The 15,901-nt window shown below is 67.1% G+C and carries 21 protein-coding genes; 4 read left to right on the forward strand and 17 right to left on the reverse strand.

The window, feature by feature from the left end; all coding sequences use genetic code 11:
- Genes ABGN05_RS16300 through ABGN05_RS16315 form a run of 4 tightly spaced genes read right to left on the reverse strand, consistent with a single transcriptional unit; the run spans position 1 to position 2,158 of the window.
- Positions 1 to 372, reverse strand: a complete 372-nt coding sequence (locus ABGN05_RS16300; protein WP_367955087.1) for a nitrile hydratase accessory protein — start codon at positions 370 to 372, stop codon at positions 1 to 3.
- Complete coding sequence (gene nthB / locus ABGN05_RS16305; RefSeq protein WP_367955088.1) at positions 359 to 1,018, reverse strand: nitrile hydratase subunit beta; 660 nt, start codon at positions 1,016 to 1,018, stop codon at positions 359 to 361. Before nthB ends, ABGN05_RS16300 begins: the two co-directional genes overlap by 14 nt.
- The gene (gene nthA, locus ABGN05_RS16310) at positions 1,015 to 1,635 is read right to left on the reverse strand and encodes a nitrile hydratase subunit alpha (RefSeq protein ID WP_367955089.1); all 621 of its coding nucleotides are present in this window, start codon (positions 1,633 to 1,635) and stop codon (positions 1,015 to 1,017) included. Before nthA ends, nthB begins: the two co-directional genes overlap by 4 nt.
- A gap of 28 nt (positions 1,636 to 1,663) precedes the next feature.
- Complete coding sequence (locus ABGN05_RS16315) at positions 1,664 to 2,158, reverse strand: hypothetical protein (protein WP_367955090.1); 495 nt, start codon at positions 2,156 to 2,158, stop codon at positions 1,664 to 1,666.
- A gap of 125 nt (positions 2,159 to 2,283) precedes the next feature.
- On the opposite strand from ABGN05_RS16315, the gene ABGN05_RS16320 reads away from it, so the two are divergent.
- Together ABGN05_RS16320 and ABGN05_RS16325 are read left to right on the forward strand one after the other, a co-directional pair.
- A complete protein-coding gene (locus ABGN05_RS16320) occupies positions 2,284 to 3,567 on the forward strand; it encodes an SDR family oxidoreductase (protein ID WP_367955091.1) in 1,284 nt (427 codons plus the stop codon).
- Between the two features lie 4 nt (positions 3,568 to 3,571).
- Positions 3,572 to 4,045: a DUF2269 family protein gene (locus tag ABGN05_RS16325; protein ID WP_367955092.1), complete on the forward strand. Its 474-nt coding sequence runs from the start codon at positions 3,572 to 3,574 to the stop codon at positions 4,043 to 4,045.
- 10 nt (positions 4,046 to 4,055) lie between these two features.
- Here the strand turns inward: ABGN05_RS16325 and ABGN05_RS16330 are convergent, their stop codons facing one another.
- Entirely contained in the window at positions 4,056 to 4,304 is a 249-nt protein-coding gene (locus ABGN05_RS16330) for a ParB N-terminal domain-containing protein (protein ID WP_367955093.1), read from the reverse strand.
- Positions 4,305 to 4,445: 141 nt separating this feature from the next.
- On the opposite strand from ABGN05_RS16330, the gene ABGN05_RS16335 reads away from it, so the two are divergent.
- Both ABGN05_RS16335 and ABGN05_RS16340 read left to right on the forward strand, forming a co-directional pair.
- Entirely contained in the window at positions 4,446 to 5,318 is an 873-nt protein-coding gene (locus ABGN05_RS16335; RefSeq protein WP_367955094.1) for a polysaccharide deacetylase family protein, read from the forward strand.
- A 103-nt stretch (positions 5,319 to 5,421) separates the two neighbouring features.
- Positions 5,422 to 5,895: a hypothetical protein gene (locus ABGN05_RS16340; protein WP_367955095.1), complete on the forward strand. Its 474-nt coding sequence runs from the start codon at positions 5,422 to 5,424 to the stop codon at positions 5,893 to 5,895.
- Between the two features lie 10 nt (positions 5,896 to 5,905).
- Here the strand turns inward: ABGN05_RS16340 and ABGN05_RS16345 are convergent, their stop codons facing one another.
- The 12 genes from ABGN05_RS16345 to rpsM all read right to left on the reverse strand — a co-directional run bounded on the left by ABGN05_RS16345 (position 5,906) and on the right by rpsM (position 15,860).
- On the reverse strand, positions 5,906 to 6,697 hold the full coding sequence (locus tag ABGN05_RS16345) for an ATP12 family chaperone protein (protein ID WP_367955096.1): 792 nt from the start codon (positions 6,695 to 6,697) through the stop codon (positions 5,906 to 5,908).
- A 66-nt stretch (positions 6,698 to 6,763) separates the two neighbouring features.
- The gene (locus tag ABGN05_RS16350; protein WP_373695941.1) at positions 6,764 to 7,684 is read right to left on the reverse strand and encodes a DMT family transporter; all 921 of its coding nucleotides are present in this window, start codon (positions 7,682 to 7,684) and stop codon (positions 6,764 to 6,766) included.
- On the reverse strand, positions 7,684 to 8,670 hold the full coding sequence (locus tag ABGN05_RS16355) for an RluA family pseudouridine synthase (protein ID WP_367955097.1): 987 nt from the start codon (positions 8,668 to 8,670) through the stop codon (positions 7,684 to 7,686). The genes ABGN05_RS16350 and ABGN05_RS16355 overlap by 1 nt, the downstream gene beginning before the upstream one ends.
- A gap of 106 nt (positions 8,671 to 8,776) precedes the next feature.
- Positions 8,777 to 9,154 (reverse strand): fluoride efflux transporter CrcB, encoded by a 378-nt coding sequence (crcB, locus tag ABGN05_RS16360; protein ID WP_367955098.1) that lies wholly within the window; start codon positions 9,152 to 9,154, stop codon positions 8,777 to 8,779.
- Positions 9,155 to 9,249: 95 nt separating this feature from the next.
- A complete protein-coding gene (locus ABGN05_RS16365; protein ID WP_367955099.1) occupies positions 9,250 to 9,822 on the reverse strand; it encodes a flavodoxin domain-containing protein in 573 nt (190 codons plus the stop codon).
- A gap of 32 nt (positions 9,823 to 9,854) precedes the next feature.
- Positions 9,855 to 10,148: a hypothetical protein gene (locus ABGN05_RS16370; protein ID WP_367955100.1), complete on the reverse strand. Its 294-nt coding sequence runs from the start codon at positions 10,146 to 10,148 to the stop codon at positions 9,855 to 9,857.
- 98 nt (positions 10,149 to 10,246) lie between these two features.
- Positions 10,247 to 11,566: a replication-associated recombination protein A gene (locus tag ABGN05_RS16375; protein ID WP_367955101.1), complete on the reverse strand. Its 1,320-nt coding sequence runs from the start codon at positions 11,564 to 11,566 to the stop codon at positions 10,247 to 10,249.
- Positions 11,567 to 11,570: 4 nt separating this feature from the next.
- Positions 11,571 to 13,148 (reverse strand): DegQ family serine endoprotease, encoded by a 1,578-nt coding sequence (locus ABGN05_RS16380; protein ID WP_367955102.1) that lies wholly within the window; start codon positions 13,146 to 13,148, stop codon positions 11,571 to 11,573.
- 203 nt (positions 13,149 to 13,351) lie between these two features.
- Positions 13,352 to 13,783, reverse strand: a complete 432-nt coding sequence (rplQ, locus tag ABGN05_RS16385) for a 50S ribosomal protein L17 (protein ID WP_367955103.1) — start codon at positions 13,781 to 13,783, stop codon at positions 13,352 to 13,354.
- A gap of 44 nt (positions 13,784 to 13,827) precedes the next feature.
- Positions 13,828 to 14,838: a DNA-directed RNA polymerase subunit alpha gene (locus ABGN05_RS16390; RefSeq protein ID WP_072605968.1), complete on the reverse strand. Its 1,011-nt coding sequence runs from the start codon at positions 14,836 to 14,838 to the stop codon at positions 13,828 to 13,830.
- Between the two features lie 106 nt (positions 14,839 to 14,944).
- Positions 14,945 to 15,334: a 30S ribosomal protein S11 gene (gene rpsK, locus ABGN05_RS16395; protein ID WP_072605970.1), complete on the reverse strand. Its 390-nt coding sequence runs from the start codon at positions 15,332 to 15,334 to the stop codon at positions 14,945 to 14,947.
- 157 nt (positions 15,335 to 15,491) lie between these two features.
- The gene (gene rpsM / locus ABGN05_RS16400; protein ID WP_367955104.1) at positions 15,492 to 15,860 is read right to left on the reverse strand and encodes a 30S ribosomal protein S13; all 369 of its coding nucleotides are present in this window, start codon (positions 15,858 to 15,860) and stop codon (positions 15,492 to 15,494) included.
- Positions 15,861 to 15,901: the final 41 nt, after the last annotated feature.

The raw sequence follows: 15,901 nt of genomic DNA on the forward strand, positions 1-15,901 counted from the left end.
CTAGCCCCGCGATCCACCAGTCAGCGGATCGTTCGCCAGCACGATCGCCTTGCCGTGCGGGGTCGCGTGTGCGGCGCGCTGCCAAGTCTCGGCGAGCGCCTCGACCTCGGGCGCGTCCGCCACCTCCTTCGATGCCAGCAAACGCTCCAGCGCGGCGAGCCAGTGCTCGTAGTAGTCCTGCCCGTGCGGGTCCGCATCGGAGCGTTTCAGTTCCGCTGAGAGCGCGGATGCCCACTCATCCCAAGCGAAGAGGCCGCGATCATGCAGCGCCACGACCATGGCGAAGGCCTGCGCCTGCCAGGGCTCGGCGAAGACGGGTTCGTCGGCACCGGGCGGAAGACCGGGGAGGCCCGCCGCTTCAGGCCGGTTCAAGATAGTTCTCCCAGGCGTCCACGCTGACGGTCAGCGTCGGATCACCGTCCGCGCCCCAGAGGTCCCGGCCATCGAAGACGACGGTGTAGACCCATTCGGGGTTCTCGCCGTGGCCATGCGCATTGGTATCGGGCAGGACGAAGCCGCCACGCACCGCTTCCACCCTGCCGACGTGGCCGCGCACGTAGCGCGGCAGGCGCGTGTGGCCTTGCGGGTGCATATTGCGTGCCCTGACCCGCTGTCCGGGGCGGTACATCGGGGCGGAGGCCACGGCCCGGTCGCAAGGCCCGCCGCGCGCCAGCACGGCGGGCACGTCCGTCGCCTTCAGGACCCGTTTGGGAGCGGCACCCGTGCCGAGCGCCCTGCCCTTGCGCAGTTCCGCGTCCGAAACGAAGCCGTGCCGCAGCAGCAGCACCTCCAGCGCCTTGATCCAGATTTCGTAGTAGCTGGACGAATAGTAGTCGGCCGGATGCAGGCTTTCGCGCGCGTGCCGGCTTTCGTCGATGGTCCAGGCGCCCATTGCGCCGGCGACGAGCGTCACGCCCAGCGCACGCTTCTCCCACTCGCCGTGGAAGATCGGCTCGTCTTTCTCCGGCGCGATGGGGCCGAAGCCCATCTGTCCGCCGAGATCCTGCGGGCCGTTCATGCCGCCTCCGGCGCTTTGGCGAACCCGGTGCCGATCATCGAATCGCGGGTCACCAGTCCGGCGAGCCGTTCCTGGTCCCAGCCTTCGGTGCCTGCGGGCCGCTCGGGGATCACCAGGTAGCGCAGTTCCGCCGTCGAATCCCACACCCGGATTTCGCGGCCGGCGGGGAGTTCCACTCCGAACTCCGCCAGCACGCCGCGCGGGTCGATCACCGCCCGGCTGCGATAGGCCGGCGCCTTGTACCAGACCGGCGGCAGGCCGAGCACGGACCAGGGATAGCAGGAGCAGAGCGTGCAGACGACGAGGTTGTGCCGCTCCGGCGAATTGAACACCGCCTGCATGTGCTCGCCCTGCCGGCCGGTATAGCCGAGCGAGGCAATGGCCGCCGTCGCGTCAGTTTTCAGCCATTCGGCGAAGTCAGGCTCGCTCCACGCCCTGGCGACGACGCGCGCGCCGTTGCGAGGTCCGACCCTCGTCTCGTAAGTCTCCACGATGGCGTCGATCGCGGCGGGATCGATCAGGCCCTTCTCGGTCAGGATCGTCTCCAGCGCCTTCACCCGCGCGGCCATCGGGTCGAGTTCGTTGTCGTGGTGATGGTGATCTTCGTTCTCGCTCATTGCCGATCCGTAGCAGCATGGGCCGATTTCATCCACCCGAGTTTGGGTTGGGCGCATAGCCGGGGCCGACGGTGAGCGGCCGGTCCGGCACGACCTTGTCGCTGATCTGCGATCTCACGCTCAGTTGGTCGCGCCACAGAACCTGCCTCTCCTCCCGGTCCAACACCCGGATGGCGACCGTGTAGGGTCGGTCCTTCTCGACGCCGCGGACCGGCGGCGAACGCAGCGAATAGCGGTTCGTGTCGGTGCCGACCCGCGTCCGCACCACGTGTTCGGCCCCGCCCGCCGGATCCTCGAAGGCTGCCTCGATGATCGAGCCCGTTGGCAGCGGTCGCTGTACGACGGCCGTGAAGCCGTAATAGACGTCGGCGACGCGATAGTTGAACATGAAGCCGCTGCCCATGACCTTTAAATAGGGCTTCGTCTCCGGGTCCTCGCGGGTCAGCCAGCCGGCAGCGAGCAGGACCGCGAGAAGCGCGACGCTCGCGCCGACGAGGCGCGGGAGGGTGAATTGGTTCAGCATGGCTCGATCCGTCCAGGCAGACGCGTCACACTAGCCCTCCGCGTCGGGGCTGACCAGAATGAAATGGGCTGAGACCCGCGAGGCCCGATTTGCGCCGCCGCTCGCGCCTCGCCTAGTCTTGGCCGATGCGGATCCTGATTCTCGGCGGCAGCGGTTTCATCGGCACGGCGGTCGCGAAGGCGCTGTCGGACCGGGGGCACGCGGTGGCGGGTCTGGCCCGCGACGTCGAGGCCGCGTCCCGACGCCTGCCGCGCATCGACTGGGTCGCCGCCGACCTCGTCGATCTGGCGGCGCCAGGCGACTGGACCGTCATCCTGGAGGGGATCGACGCCGTGGTGAACTGTGCCGGCGTCCTGCAGGACACCGCCCGCGACGACGTAGCGAAGGTCCAGGAGCGGGCGATGCGAGCGCTCTATGAAGCCGCCGCGCCGGCGGGACTACACCTCATTGTCCAAATTTCGGCCCGCACCGGTGGTAGTGGCAGCGAAACGCCTTTCCTCGCCACCAAGCGGCGCGCCGACGACGCCCTGAAGGCATCGGGCATTCCCTTCGTTATCCTGCGGCCCGCCGTCGTGATTGGGCGTAACGCCTATGGCGGATCGGCCCTGCTGCGTGCGTTGGCCGCCTTTCCGCGCATCACGCCGCTCGTCCACGCCTCCTCCCCGATGCAGTTCGTTTCGATGGACGACCTCGTCTCGGCGATCGCGGAGTCGCTCGACAGCAGAACTCGGCCGGGAAGCGACCTCTACCTTGCCGCCGATGAAACCCTGACCTTGGCGCAGGCGGTGGCCCTTCACCGGCGCTGGCTCGGCCTGTCCGAAGCACCGGTTCTGAACGTTCCCGTACCCTTTGCCGTGGGAACCTCGCTCATTGCCGATCTGCTGGGCTGGCTCGGCTGGCGTTCGCCGCTGCGCTCCACCGCCATGCTGGTGGCCCAGGGCGGTGTTACGGGCGATTCCGAAACCGCGAACCGCAGCTTGGTGACGCTGTCCGAGACCCTTGCCGCCAATCCGGCGGGCGTCCAGGACCTCTGGTTCGCGCGGCTCTATCTCCTGAAGCCGCTCGTCTTCGGCACGCTTGCCGCCTTCTGGGTCGCGTCGGGCGCGATTGCGCTCACCGGCTGGTCGGCATCGGCGGGCCAGCTCGCTTCGGCCGGTTTCCCGCCGACGGTGGCCGCCGTCCTGACGCTGGCGACGAGCGTCGCCGATATCATGGTGGGTTTGGGCGCCATGGTGCGACGTTTCGCGTCGGCGGCCCTGAAATGCATGATCGGGCTCTCGGCCGTCTACCTGCTGGCGGCCACTGCGCTGACCCCGGAACTGTGGCTCGAACCGCTCGGCCCGCTGGTCAAGGTGTTTCCCTCGATCGTGCTCGCGCTCGTGGCGCTCGCCATCCTCGAGGAGCGGTGAGCCCTTGGAAGAGATCCTTCGCTTCGTCCATGTGGTCGGCTCCGCCGTGCTCTTCGGCACGGGAGCCGGCATCGCCTTCTTCATGGTCATGGCGCACCGCACGCGCGACGCGGCCACGGTTTCCCATGTGGCCGGAACCGTGGTGATCGCCGACGCGCTGTTCACCGCGACCGCTGTCGTCCTGCAGCCAGTCACCGGCGCCTGGCTCGCTCTCGTGGTCGGGTGGCCGCTCTCGGAGGGATGGATCGTCCTCTCCCTGGTCCTCTACGTCGTCACCGGCCTCTTCTGGCTGCCGGTGGTGTTCATCCAGCTTCGCCTGCGCGATCTCGCCCGAGGCGCCGCAAGCGCCGGGGACGCGCTGCCGCCAGCCTATTTCCGCCTCTACCGCGTGTGGTTCGCCTTCGGCTTCCCGGCTTTTCTCAGCGTTGCGGCGATCTTCTGGCTTATGCTCAACCGTCCCGCGATCGCGCTGCTCTGAGGCGTCGGGCTCAGTGCCGCCGCGCCTGCACCAGGTAGGCGTCGATCTCCGTCTCGCCCAGCCACTTCGCCGCCTCCAGCCTGTGCAGGCCTTCCACCAGCACGTGACGGGCACCATCCTTGCGAACCTGGATCGGCACCTTCATTCCGTTTTCCAGGATGTCCTCGGCCAGGACCCGCACCGTCTCCGCATGCAGCGTCTTGCGGCGCTCCGTGGGGATGTAGATCGTCTCGATCGCAACCTTCTGTATACGCAGCATCTGCCCTCGCTATCCCCTTCGCTCCGCAGAGGCGCGGCGGCGTTCGGTTCGCGGCCATGGTAAACGGAATTCGCACATTAGGCTCGTATTAACCGCGATCGGTAACAGTTCGCCCGGGTTTGGTTTTGTCCGGGTGTCCCGATGCGTAGCGTGGCCTGTGTCCTGAGTTCCGCCCTCCTTGCCGCGATCCTCGCCGGTTGCGCCAACGGACCCACGAAGTTGGCCGGCAGCGCGCCGCCGACGCTCGCCTTCGCCGCCGAGGAGCCCCGTGCCGACGAGCAGCTTGCGCCGCAAGCGGCCATGCTTCGCCCCGATCAGCTGCCGATCCCGGTCGGTGGGCTTGCCGGCCGCACCATCAGGGTGGAGCGCGTCTCCGATATACGCCTCGGCCCCCGGGAGATCGTGCTGACCTTCGACGACGGACCGATGCCCGGCAAGACCGAAAAGATCCTGCGCGCGCTCGACGACTACGGAGTGAAGGCCACCTTCCTGATGGTCGGCCAGATGGCGAACGCCTATCCCGCCATCGCCCGCAAGGTCGCCGAGCGCGGCCACACCGTCGGCACCCACACCCAGAACCATTCCAACCTCGCCAGCCTCGGCAGCGCCAGCGCGATGGCGCAGATTCTCGCCGGTCAGAACAGCGTCGCGGCGGCGCTGAAGCCTGCCGGTCTGCGGCCTGCGCCGTTCTTCCGCTTCCCATATCTCGCCGAGACCGCGGCCCTGCGGGCGAGCCTCGCCGCGCGGAACGTGGTGGTGATCGACGCAGACATCGATTCCAAGGACTACTTCAAGTCGGGCTCCGAACCGCTCCGAGCACGGGCCCTTTCGCGCATCACCGCGCGCAGCTCCGGCATCGTGCTGTTTCACGACATCCATGCCCGCACGGTCGCGATGCTGCCGGGCCTGCTCGCCGATCTGAAGGCACGCGGCTACAAGGTCGTGCATCTCGTTCCCGGACGCGGCGGCGGCGGTCTCCTCCTCGCGGGCGCGCCGGCCGAACCGCCGGCATGAGGGAAACGGAAACCAGTTCGGCCGACGATGCTTGACGCCGGCCTTCCGCCGGGATTTCCTGTCCCGGCCGGGCTCACCCGCGCGACGTTTTGGGGGGAATGAAATGCTGCGACATTGGCTTTCGGCCGGCCTCTGGGCCGGCGCGCTTCTGCTTCCGGTACATGCCGAGGAACCCTCGGTCGAGGCGGGGTTGCGCATCTCGAACATCGGAGGATGCCACGACTGCCACACGCAGGGTTTCGCCGAATCGGGCGGAAAGCTGGACCCCGCCGTGGCGCTGAAGGGCAGCACCGTCGGGTTCATGGGCCCCTGGGGCACCACCTATCCGTCCAACCTGCGCCGCACCGTCGAACCGATGTCGGAGGATGCATTCGTCGACTTCGCCGGGAAGCTCGAAACCAGGCCGCCCATGCCGTGGTTCAATCTCCACCACATGACCGACATGGAACTGCGGTCGCTCTACCGCTACATAAAATCGCTTGGCGAACCCGGCGAACCGGCTCCCGACTACGTCGTGCCGGGCGAGATGCCGAAGACGCCCTATATCGTCTTCGCCCCGCCGCAGATGCCAGGATAAGACCGGCCGATCAGTCCTGGCGCAGCGCCGTGAGCAGCGCATGCGCCGCCACCATGTCGCGCTGCCTGCCGCGTCGGGCGGCGGCGGCTTCCGCGTCCTCGCCCCAGTGCTCGATGGTCCAGTCCTCGTCGACATGGGCGGCCTTCCAGGCCTGCTCGACGTTGATCTCGCCGGCATCGACGGCGAGGGCCAGCAGCGCCGATCCGGTGAGCGTCGTCATGACGTGCAGGCAGGCGAGCCGGAACGGTTCGGCCGCCATGCGAAGATGTACCCCAATGGCGGCTATCGCCTCGCGCGGCTGCTCCACATGGATGACCCCTTCGGCCAGGTACAGCCGCGCGCCGAGACCGTTGCGCGCCCAGTCGAGCACCGGATCCCACGCCTCCGACTGCAGCGCCACGAGACGCTCCGGCCCTGCGGCGCGGTAGCAGAGAAGGTCCGACGAGGCGTAGCGGAGGATGTCCTCCAGGACCGCATCCGGTTCCCTGGCGACGCCGTCGATGGTGGTATTGACGAGCCGGGTCACCGGCATCGTCGGGGGATCGATCTCGTCCTGCTGCCGTTCGAATTCCTCGGCCACGAGGCCCGCGGCGGGCTCGGTGGCTAGAAGGACCACCGCCCTGCCTGGCGTGAGGATCGGCTTGCCGTCGAGATGCACGGTGAAGCCGCCCTCCGCCTGCCCCACCCGCGCCTCCTTGTAGAAGCGCTTCGGGCGCGGCTGGCGCATCTGCCTCTGCGCGCGCTTCATCGGGTCCGGATCGGACAGGAAGCTGGATTCGAGGTCGTTCAGGATGTCACGCATGGGGCCGTGCCGTGGTCGCGAAGTTTCGGAGGATGTTTCTCGAAGTTAAGCGCTTGATGGCGCCGTTCAAGCGGGCGGGATCTTTCGCGTCGGCCGGTTGACGATCACGAGCCCTGCAGCGATCAGTCCCAGGGCGGCGAAGATGCGCGGGCTCAGCGGCTCGTCGAGCAGCAATCCACCCAGAAGCACGCCGAACGCCGGCGTCAGGAAGGCGAAGCTCGTCAGGCCGCCAGCGGGATAGCGGCGCATCAGCCAGAACCACAAGAGATAGGTGAAGGCGACGATGAAGATCGCCTGGAAGAGCAGCGCCGAGGTCGAGAGAACGTCCGGATCGCGGATCGCTGGCCCGGACAGGCCCAGCAGCGGCACGGTGATCACCGCCGAGACGGCAAGCTGGTAGAGCAGCGTCTTTTCCGCGCTTGCGCTGGAAAGCTTCGAGCGCTTGATGACGATGATGGTCGCGGCCCAGGCTATGCCGGCCGCAAGGCACATCGCGTCACCCTTCAGGGCCTCCGGATCGGGCAGGCTGAGCCTGTCGGAGAAGACGAGCGCCACGCCGGCGAAGGCGAGCACGGTGCCGCCGAGCTTGAGCAGCGACATGCGCTCGCCCAGCATGAAGTGCGCGCCGATGAGCACCCAGAAGGGCATCGTGTTGATCATCAGCGCGCTGCGGGCGACCGTCGTGAAATCGAGGCCCCAGAAGATCAGGACGAATTCGAGGCCGAAAAGCGCGCCGGCGAGCAGGCCCGCACCGAGCGTCCCGTCCCTCTCGAACAGCGGGATGCCGCGCCAGCGGCACCAGGCGAAGACGCACAGCGCCGCGATCGACGAGCGTGCGATCGAGATCAGAACCGGGCTGAAGCCTTCGTTGGAAAGCTTCACGGCAACGCCGTTGAGGCCCCACGAGAAGGTGAGGCCGAGCATCAGGAGGGCCGCGGCCATGTCGACCGCGTCGCGGCGGTCGAGCCCGTGCGCCACTGCGCTCACTAACCCGTTTCTCCTGCGTTGGCCTCGTCGAGGCCGATCAGGTTCCAGCTCTGGCGCATGTGCGGCGGCAGCGGCGCGGTCACGTCGATCACGCCGCGGTCGGGATGCGGGATGACGATGCGGCGCGCGTGAAGGTGCAGCCGGTTCTGGACCCCGCCAGGAAAGTCCCAGTTGGTGTCCGCCTCGAAGTATTTGGGATCGCCGATGATCGGGCAGCCGATATGCGCGGCGTGCACGCGCAGCTGGTGCGTGCGACCCGTATGGGGCTCCATCTCCAGCCAGGACAGCGTCTGCCCCGCTTGTTCGAGGACCCGGTAGTAGGAGACGGCGTGGTCCGCGCCCGGCTCGCCGTGCCTGGCGACCCGCACGCGGTCGCCGTCCGGCGTCTGCTCCTTGACCAGCCAGGTGGAAATCTTGTCCTCGCGCTTCTTCGGTACGCCCTTCACCAGCGCCCAGTAGGTCTTCTTGGCGTCCCGGCCTCGGAAGGCTTCCGCCAGCTTCATGGCGGCGAGCCGGGTGCGCGCCACGACCAGCACGCCCGACGTGTCGCGGTCGAGACGGTGGACGAGGCGCGGCTTCTCGCCCTTCTTGTTGCGCCAGGCTTCCAGCATCTCGTCGACATGGCGCGTCACGCCGGATCCGCCCTGGACCGCCAGTCCGGAGGGCTTGTTGAAGACGAAGACCTTGTCGTCCTCGTAGAGCAGCATCTTGGCCAGGACTTCGCCGTCGTCCTGGCCGCGGATCGTCTTGCCGGTCATCGGAGCGTCGCCTTTGCGGTCGATGCCGATCGGCGGGACGCGGATCACCTGCCCCGGCTCCACGCGCGTGTCCGACTTGGCGCGGCCGCCGTCGACCCGGATCTGGCCCGACCGCAGCAGCTTCTGCAGATGGCCGAACCCGAGGCCCGGGAAATGCGTCTTGAACCAGCGGTCGAGCCGCATGCCCGCTTCGCCCGGTTCGACGCTGATCTGCTGGATGCCCGTCATGAAACTCCTGTCGCACATGCGCCCGAAAAACGGCCACGGCGCGCGATCTGGATAGTTCAGCGGGAGACAGAATGCAAAATGCGTTTTCGGGACCGCCCCTATAGCCTCAGGCTACGGCGCGTATGATCCACAGTCCGGCGAAGAGCGCGGCGACCGCACCGATCACGCTCGCGGCCACGTATGCGGCGGCGTGGCCGCTCGCTCCGCGTTCCCACAGCACCGCGACGTCGAGCGAAAAGGCCGAGAAGGTGGTGAAGCCGCCGAGCACACCGGTCGCCACGAACAGCCTCAACTCGTTGGATGTCCCAAACCGCCGCGCCAGGAGTTCGATGAAGACGCCCATGAGAAAGGAGCCGACGATGTTGACCGTCAGCGTCCCCCACGGAAAGGACATGCCGGCGATGCGCAGCATCGCGGCGCCGGTGAGATGGCGCAGCGACGCCCCGATGGCGCCGCCCGCGGCGACCAGCGCGATTTCCTTCATCCGGGGAGACCCTCGCGATCGATTTGCGATGCGAGGGTCATAGCGCATCCTTGCTAGCCGCACGAGTCCCGCCGGAGATGGCAGGCTCGATCGGATTAGGCCACGCTCTTCTCATTCGCCCCGGCTTCGGCCGGCCGGTCGCAATCGGCGACGAAGCCTTCCACGAAGGCTGCGAGCGCGTTCCAGTTGGTGAACTCGTGGTCCTTGGTCACGTCGGTCGGCCCGCCTTCCCTGTAGGCGATGTGCTTCATCAGGAGACGCTTCAGGAAATCGTACTGCGGGTAGCGCAAGGCTCCGCCCGCCTGATGCACCATGCGCGGCCGCCACCCGGTACGCTCGAACAGCGCCTCCGTCAGCTTCTGGATCTCGGCATGTTCTTCGGGGAACGGCGACGCGGCGGCGAGGGAGACCGAGACGAAGGCGCCGGGCACCTTCGACAGCCTGTCCGCCCGCGTCGTCAGCCAGTGCGTGATCGCCATCGGGTATTGCCCCATGTGGACCGGTGCGCAGACGATGACGGCGTCGGCGATGTCGAGGTCGACGTCGCCGAGATCGCCGGCGTCGAAGACCGTTGTCTGGTGGCCGAGGCTCTGGACGGTGGCTGAGACGTTCCGCGCGATCTTGCGCGTGTGGCCTTCGACCGTTCCGAAGATGATGAGGACGTGCATGCCGCTACTCCTTTGGTCAATCGGGATGGGGATCAGCAGACCCGGGTGCCGCACTCGCTTATCTCGAATTCGGTCGCGGGCTCGGTGCGGGACGCATCGAACTGGCGCCCGTCGACGCATTGCAGCTTCGCCTGGACGGTCTTGCGCCCGCCGAGCTTCTGTTCGTCCATGAAGATATAGAAACCGACCTCGCACTGCTCCTGATCGGCGATCTGCCGCGCGAGTTCGTCGAGCCAGGCCGGATTCTCCGACTGGGCGTGGAGCGAAGCGGGCGCAGCGAGCGCGCAAAAGGCGGCGAGGAGGATCGAAAAGCGGGATGTCTGCACGGTGGTCTGCCTCTTCCGGTTCGGAAGAAGCATGCCCGCCCCGCCGGGTCGGTGCCTTGATGAAAATCAAGTTCGCGTGCTGGAAGCTACCGTAGGCGTCACTTGTCCCGAGCCGCGCGCTCGCGCCTCAGCTTCGACCAGTAGTCGAGACGCTTCCTGAGTTCCCGCTCGAAACCCCGGTCGGGTGGATCGTAGAAGGTCTGTCGGCCGAGCTTCTCTGGAAAATAGTCCTGGCCGGAAAATGCGTCGGGCGTGTCGTGGTCGTATTCGTAGCCCGAGCCGTATTCCTCCGCCTTCATGAGCTTGGTGGGGGCGTTCAGGATGTGCTTGGGCGGCATCAGGGAGCCGTGCTCCTTGGCCGCGCGCGTCGCGGCCTTGAAGGCGGTATAGACCGCGTTCGATTTCGGCGCTGTCGCGAGATAGACGCAGGCCTGCGCCAGCGCCAGTTCTCCTTCCGGCGAGCCGAGATAGTCGTAGGCGTCCTTGGCGGCGTTGGCGATCGCCAGCGCCTGGGGATCGGCGAGCCCGATGTCTTCGGTCGCCATCCGCACCAGCCGCCGCCCGAGATAGAGCGGGTCTTCGCCGGCATCCAGCATACGCGCGAGATAGTAGAGGGCCGCATCGGGATCGCTGCCGCGGACCGACTTGTGCAGCGCCGAGATCAGATTGTAGTGGCCGTCCTGGCTCTTGTCGTAGATCGGAGCGCGCCGCTGCACCACGCGCTGCAGCGCCTCGGCGTCGAAGATCTCGCCCGGCTTCGCCGCCCGCCAGACTTCTTCCGCCAGCGTCAGCGAGGCGCGTCCGTCGCCGTCCGCCATGCGGATCAGCACCGCGCGCGCCTCCTCGTCGAGCGGCAGCGGCCGGTCTTCCGTCTTCTCGGCACGTTCGAGCAGCCGCGCGATCGTCTCCGGCGACAGCGAGTGAAACACCAGCACCCGGGCCCGCGACAGGAGTGCCGCATTCAACTCGAAGGAAGGGTTTTCCGTCGTCGCCCCGACCAGCGTGACCGTCCCGTCCTCCATCACCGGGAGGAAGCTGTCCTGCTGTGCGCGGTTGAAGCGGTGTATCTCGTCGACGAAGAGCAGCGTCTGGCGGCCGTTGGTTCGCCGCATACGCGCCGTCTCGAAAACCTTCTTCAGGTCCGCGACTCCCGAAAAGATCGCCGAGATCTGCTCGAACGCCAGCCCGATCTCACCCGCAAGCAGCCGCGCGACCGTCGTCTTGCCGGTGCCGGGCGGTCCCCAGAAGATCATGGAGCCCAGCGACCCGCCGCGGATCATGCGCGTCAGCACGCCGTCTTCCCCGGTCAGATGCTCCTGGCCGACGACGTCCGGCAGCGTCGCTGGCCGCAGACGGTCGGCAAGCGGCCTGCCCGGCTGGGGCCGCGTCGGCTCGTCGCGGGCGAAGAGGTCGGCCACGGGGTCAGTAACGCAGCATCTGCTGCAGAAGGCTGCCGTCGCGCTCGATGGTGAACCGCCACCAGCGCGACTTCGTCAGCGCGACCTTTTCCAGCGTCGCCGCCGTGTCGATCGTCTCGCCGTTGACCTCGCGCACGATGTCGCGCGGCCTGAAGCCGAACTGCGCTGCGGGCGTGCCGCGCGGCACGTCGACCATGACCACGCCGGTGGCCGACGCGGGCATGCGCAGGCGCTGGGCGAGGCGCGGCGAAAGCTCCGCGACTTTCGCGCCCGCGAAGGGGCTCTCGCCCGGAATGTCCACGATCGTCTCGTTGGCGCCTTCCGGCGCCCTGACGAGTTCGACCTTGATCTGCCGCTCCTTGCCCTTCGACAGGACGTCGAAGGTCACCGTGGAGCCGATCGGCTGCGTCGCCAGCCGGTAGCCGAGCGCATCGACGTGCTGGATCGGCGCGCCGTTGAGCGACAGCACCACGTCGCCCGGCGCCAGCCCCGCCTTCTCGGCCGGCCCCGCCTCGAACAGCGACGTCACGATCGCCCCGCGCGGCAGCGACATCCCGAGCGCCTCGGCGATCTGCGGCGTGACGGCGTCGAACTCTGCGCCGACGAAGGGCCGCTCGAAGGCGTCGCCGCCCTGCCGGGCCGATTCGACCACGGCCCGCACCATATTGGAGGGAATCGCGAAGCCGATGCCGATCGAGCCGCCGGAGCGGCTGAAGATCGCCGTGTTTATGCCGACCAGATTGCCGGACATGTCGATCAGCGCACCGCCGGAATTGCCCGGATTGATCGCCGCGTCGGTCTGGATGAAGAAGCCGAAATCGGAGATCCCGACATGGTTGCGCGCCAGCGCCGAGACGATGCCGCTGGTCGTGGTCTGGCCGACGCCGAACGGGTTGCCGATGGCGAGCACCAGATCGCCGACCTCGAGCGCATCGGAATCGCCTATGCCGATCACCGGGAACGCGTCGTCTCCTTCGATCTTCAACACCGCGAGATCGAGAGACTCATCCTTCAGGAGGATGCGGCTTTCGAACTCGCGCCCGTCGGCAAGCGCCACCTTCACCTCGTCGGCGTCGCGGATGACGTGGAAGTTTGTGACGATGATGCCGGACGGATCGACGATCACGCCCGATCCCAGCGAGGACTGGACGCGCGGCGGCATCTGCCGCCCGAAGAACTGCTCGAAGAACGGATCGCCCGCGAAGGGCGAGCGCGCCCGCACCTGCTGCTTGGCATAGACGTTGACGACCGCCGGCCCGGTCTGCGTGACCAGCGGCGCGAATGACAGCTGGATCTCGCCGCGTCCGAACGGCACGCGACGTCCAGGCTCACCGGCCTGCGGCAAGGGCGCAGCGGGCGACTGCGGAGCCCTGGTGGCAGGAGTCCGGGGCAGCGCCTCTGGCGCGGGCGCGGCCTCCGGCGGCGGTCCCTCCGGCTTCTCATCGTCTCCCACGAAGGGCAACAGTTCCTCGAGGAAGCCGCGCAGCCCGTCCTGCGCCTGCGCAGGAAGCGCAAGCCCGCCGGCAAAGACTGCGACCGCCGCGAGCGCACCCCGCGCCAAACCGAGCATCCGTCCGCCCATGCGATTCTCTCCACCTGCCGATCCAGGTTCCTTAGCGCCGACAATGTGGGAATTGAAAGGCTTTGGTGCCAGCGCGTCGCCCCGCCGGAGATCCCGCCGGGCGGCATCTGCGCTTCATCGTCGCCGGCGCAGGAAGGTCGTGACACGAAAAAGGCGGGCCGATACGGCCCGCCTCCTCGATGTCTGTCGGGATGCGAAGCGGTCTATGCCGCCTCGGCTTCCTCGTTCCTGTCTTCGGCTTCCGTGCGGGCGCGGTCGGCTGCGCCCTTCGCCGAGGTGTCGCGATCGACGAACTCGATCACGGCCAGCGCGGCGTTGTCGCCGAAGCGGAAGCCCGCCTTCATGATGCGCAGATAGCCGCCGTTGCGCTCCGCGTAGCGGGGCGCGATCGTGTCGAACAGTCGCTTCACCAGCACGGCGTTGCCGACCTGCGCGATCGCCTGGCGGCGGGCATGCAGATCGCCGCGCTTGCCGAGCGTGACCAGCTTCTCCACGATCGGGCGGAGCTCTTTGGCCTTCGGCAGGGTCGTGGTGATCTGCTCATGCTCGATGAGCGAGGCGGCCATGTTGGTGAACATGGCCTTGCGGTGGCTCGATGTGCGGTTCAGCCGGCGGCCGGAACGTCCATGGCGCATGAGCTTTCTCCTTCAACTTCCTTTTGACCGAGGCTCGGAGGCGCTCAGTACTGATCTTCGTAACGCTTGGCGAGGTCTTCGATGTTTTCCGGCGGCCAGTCCTGAACCTCCATTCCGAGGTGCAGGCCCATCGCCGCGAGAACTTCCTTGATCTCGTTGAGCGACTTGCGGCCGAAGTTGGGAGTGCGCAGCATCTCGGCCTCGGTCTTCTGGATGAGGTCGCCGATGTAGACGATGTTGTCGTTCTTCAGGCAGTTGGCCGAACGGACCGAAAGCTCCAGCTCGTCCACCTTCTTGAGCAGCGCCGGGTTGAAGGCCAGTTCGGTGACCGACTCTTCCGGCTGTGCCTTCTGCGGCTCCTCGAAGTTCACGAAGAGGCCGAGCTGGTCCTGCAGGATGCGGGCCGCAAACGCGATCGAATCCTCGCCGGTGATCGAACCGTCGGTCTCGATGGTCATGGTCAGCTTGTCGTAGTCGAGAACCTGTCCCTCGCGGGTGTTCTCGACCTTGTAGGAGACCTTCTTGACCGGCGAATAAAGGCTGTCGACCGGGATGAGACCGATCGGCGCGTCCTCGGCGCGGTTGCGCTCGGCCGGCACGTAACCCTTGCCGGTGTCGACCGTGAACTCCATGCGGATCTCCGCGCCCTCGTCGAGCGTGCAGATCACGTGGTCGGGGTTGAGGATCGCGACGTCACCCACCGTCTGGATGTCGCCCGCCGTGACGGCGCCCGGGCCCTGCTTGCGCACGACCATGCGCTTGGGTCCGTCGCCCTCCATCTTGATGGCGATTTCCTTGATGTTGAGGATGATGTCGGTGACATCCTCGCGCACGCCGGGGATCGAGGAGAATTCGTGCAGCACGCCGTCGATCTGTACCGCGGTCACCGCGGCGCCGCGCAGCGACGACAGGAGCACGCGACGCAGCGCATTGCCGAGCGTGAGGCCGAAGCCGCGCTCGAGCGGCTCGGCGACGAGCGTCGTCATCGTCTTGTTCTTGGAAGAGAACTCGATCTTGTTCGGCTTGATCAGTTCCTGCCAGTTTTTCTGGATCATGCGTTTGTCCTTCCGTTTCCCCGGCACCATCCAATCGTGCCGGGCGATCTGGAAACCACAGAGGAGCGCCCGGCGGGCGCTCGTGCGGTCGTTGATGAAAGTCGCGTCAGACGCGGCGCTTCTTGCGCGGCCGGCATCCGTTGTGCGGGATCGGCGTCACGTCGCGGATCGAGGAGATCGTGAAGCCGGCGGCTTGCAGCGCACGCAGCGCCGATTCGCGGCCCGAACCGGGACCAGAAACCTCGACCTCGAGCTGGCGCATGCCGTGCTCCTGCGCCTTCTTGGCGCAATCCTCGGCGGCGATCTGGGCGGCGAACGGGGTCGACTTGCGCGAGCCCTTGAAGCCCTGGGCCCCAGCCGACGACCAGGCGATCGTGTTGCCCTGAGCGTCGGTGATGGTGATCATGGTGTTGTTGAAGGTCGAGCTCACGTGAGCGACGCCCGACGATATGTTCTTGCGTTCGCGACGGCGGACGCGTGCGGCTTCCTTGGCCATGTCTATCCTTTCGTACGATATCGACGCCGCCGTAATGCCAGCGGCTACACCAGGAGGAGGGGGAGTAGGGCAGTAGGGAAGTAAGGCAGTAATGCGAAAATGCTCCGCAGACTGTTTGCCCTACTCCCGTACTGTCCTACTCCCATACTCCCCTAAATCACTTCTTCTTGCCCGCGATCGCCTTCGCCGGACCCTTGCGAGTGCGTGCGTTGGTGTGCGTGCGCTGGCCGCGGACCGGCAGCGAGCGGCGGTGGCGAAGGCCGCGGTAGCAGCCAAGGTCCATCAGGCGCTTGATGTTCATCGAGGTCTCGCGGCGAAGATCGCCCTCGACCTGATAGTCGCGGTCGATGGTCTCGCGGATCTGCAGCACCTCGGCGTCGGTGAGCTGGTGGACGCGGCGCTCGGCCGGGATGCCGACCTTGTCGACGATCTCCTGCGCGAACTTCGAGCCGATGCCGTGGATGTACTGCAGCGCGATGACGACGCGCTTGTTGGTCGGTATGTTGACGCCTGCTATACGGGCCATCTTCTTCTCCATTTGGGCCGCCGAAATCGTCACGATTTCGG

Source organism: Aquibium pacificum, from assembly GCF_040839445.1.
In the GTDB taxonomy this organism is placed as follows: Bacteria; Pseudomonadota; Alphaproteobacteria; order Rhizobiales; family Rhizobiaceae; genus Aquibium; species Aquibium pacificus.

What these genes read in the sequence shown, in the direction of transcription:
- nthA (WP_367955089.1), bottom strand. Translation starts at nt 1,635, where the DNA reads ATGAGCGAGAACGAAGATCACCATCACCACGACAACGAACTCGACCCG.
- ABGN05_RS16380 (WP_367955102.1), bottom strand. Translation starts at nt 13,148, where the DNA reads ATGGGCGGACGGATGCTCGGTTTGGCGCGGGGTGCGCTCGCGGCGGTC.
- ABGN05_RS16355 (WP_367955097.1), bottom strand. Translation starts at nt 8,670, where the DNA reads ATGACGGGCATCCAGCAGATCAGCGTCGAACCGGGCGAAGCGGGCATG.
- ABGN05_RS16390 (WP_072605968.1), bottom strand. Translation starts at nt 14,838, where the DNA reads ATGATCCAGAAAAACTGGCAGGAACTGATCAAGCCGAACAAGATCGAG.
- rpsM (WP_367955104.1), bottom strand. Translation starts at nt 15,860, where the DNA reads ATGGCCCGTATAGCAGGCGTCAACATACCGACCAACAAGCGCGTCGTC.
- ABGN05_RS16345 (WP_367955096.1), bottom strand. Translation starts at nt 6,697, where the DNA reads ATGCGTGACATCCTGAACGACCTCGAATCCAGCTTCCTGTCCGATCCG.
- rpsK (WP_072605970.1), bottom strand. Translation starts at nt 15,334, where the DNA reads ATGGCCAAGGAAGCCGCACGCGTCCGCCGTCGCGAACGCAAGAACATA.
- ABGN05_RS16335 (WP_367955094.1), top strand. Translation starts at nt 4,446, where the DNA reads ATGCGTAGCGTGGCCTGTGTCCTGAGTTCCGCCCTCCTTGCCGCGATC.
- ABGN05_RS16320 (WP_367955091.1), top strand. Translation starts at nt 2,284, where the DNA reads ATGCGGATCCTGATTCTCGGCGGCAGCGGTTTCATCGGCACGGCGGTC.
- ABGN05_RS16330 (WP_367955093.1), bottom strand. Translation starts at nt 4,304, where the DNA reads ATGCTGCGTATACAGAAGGTTGCGATCGAGACGATCTACATCCCCACG.
- ABGN05_RS16340 (WP_367955095.1), top strand. Translation starts at nt 5,422, where the DNA reads ATGCTGCGACATTGGCTTTCGGCCGGCCTCTGGGCCGGCGCGCTTCTG.
- nthB (WP_367955088.1), bottom strand. Translation starts at nt 1,018, where the DNA reads ATGAACGGCCCGCAGGATCTCGGCGGACAGATGGGCTTCGGCCCCATC.
- rplQ (WP_367955103.1), bottom strand. Translation starts at nt 13,783, where the DNA reads ATGCGCCATGGACGTTCCGGCCGCCGGCTGAACCGCACATCGAGCCAC.
- ABGN05_RS16365 (WP_367955099.1), bottom strand. Translation starts at nt 9,822, where the DNA reads ATGCACGTCCTCATCATCTTCGGAACGGTCGAAGGCCACACGCGCAAG.
- crcB (WP_367955098.1), bottom strand. Translation starts at nt 9,154, where the DNA reads ATGAAGGAAATCGCGCTGGTCGCCGCGGGCGGCGCCATCGGGGCGTCG.
- ABGN05_RS16315 (WP_367955090.1), bottom strand. Translation starts at nt 2,158, where the DNA reads ATGCTGAACCAATTCACCCTCCCGCGCCTCGTCGGCGCGAGCGTCGCG.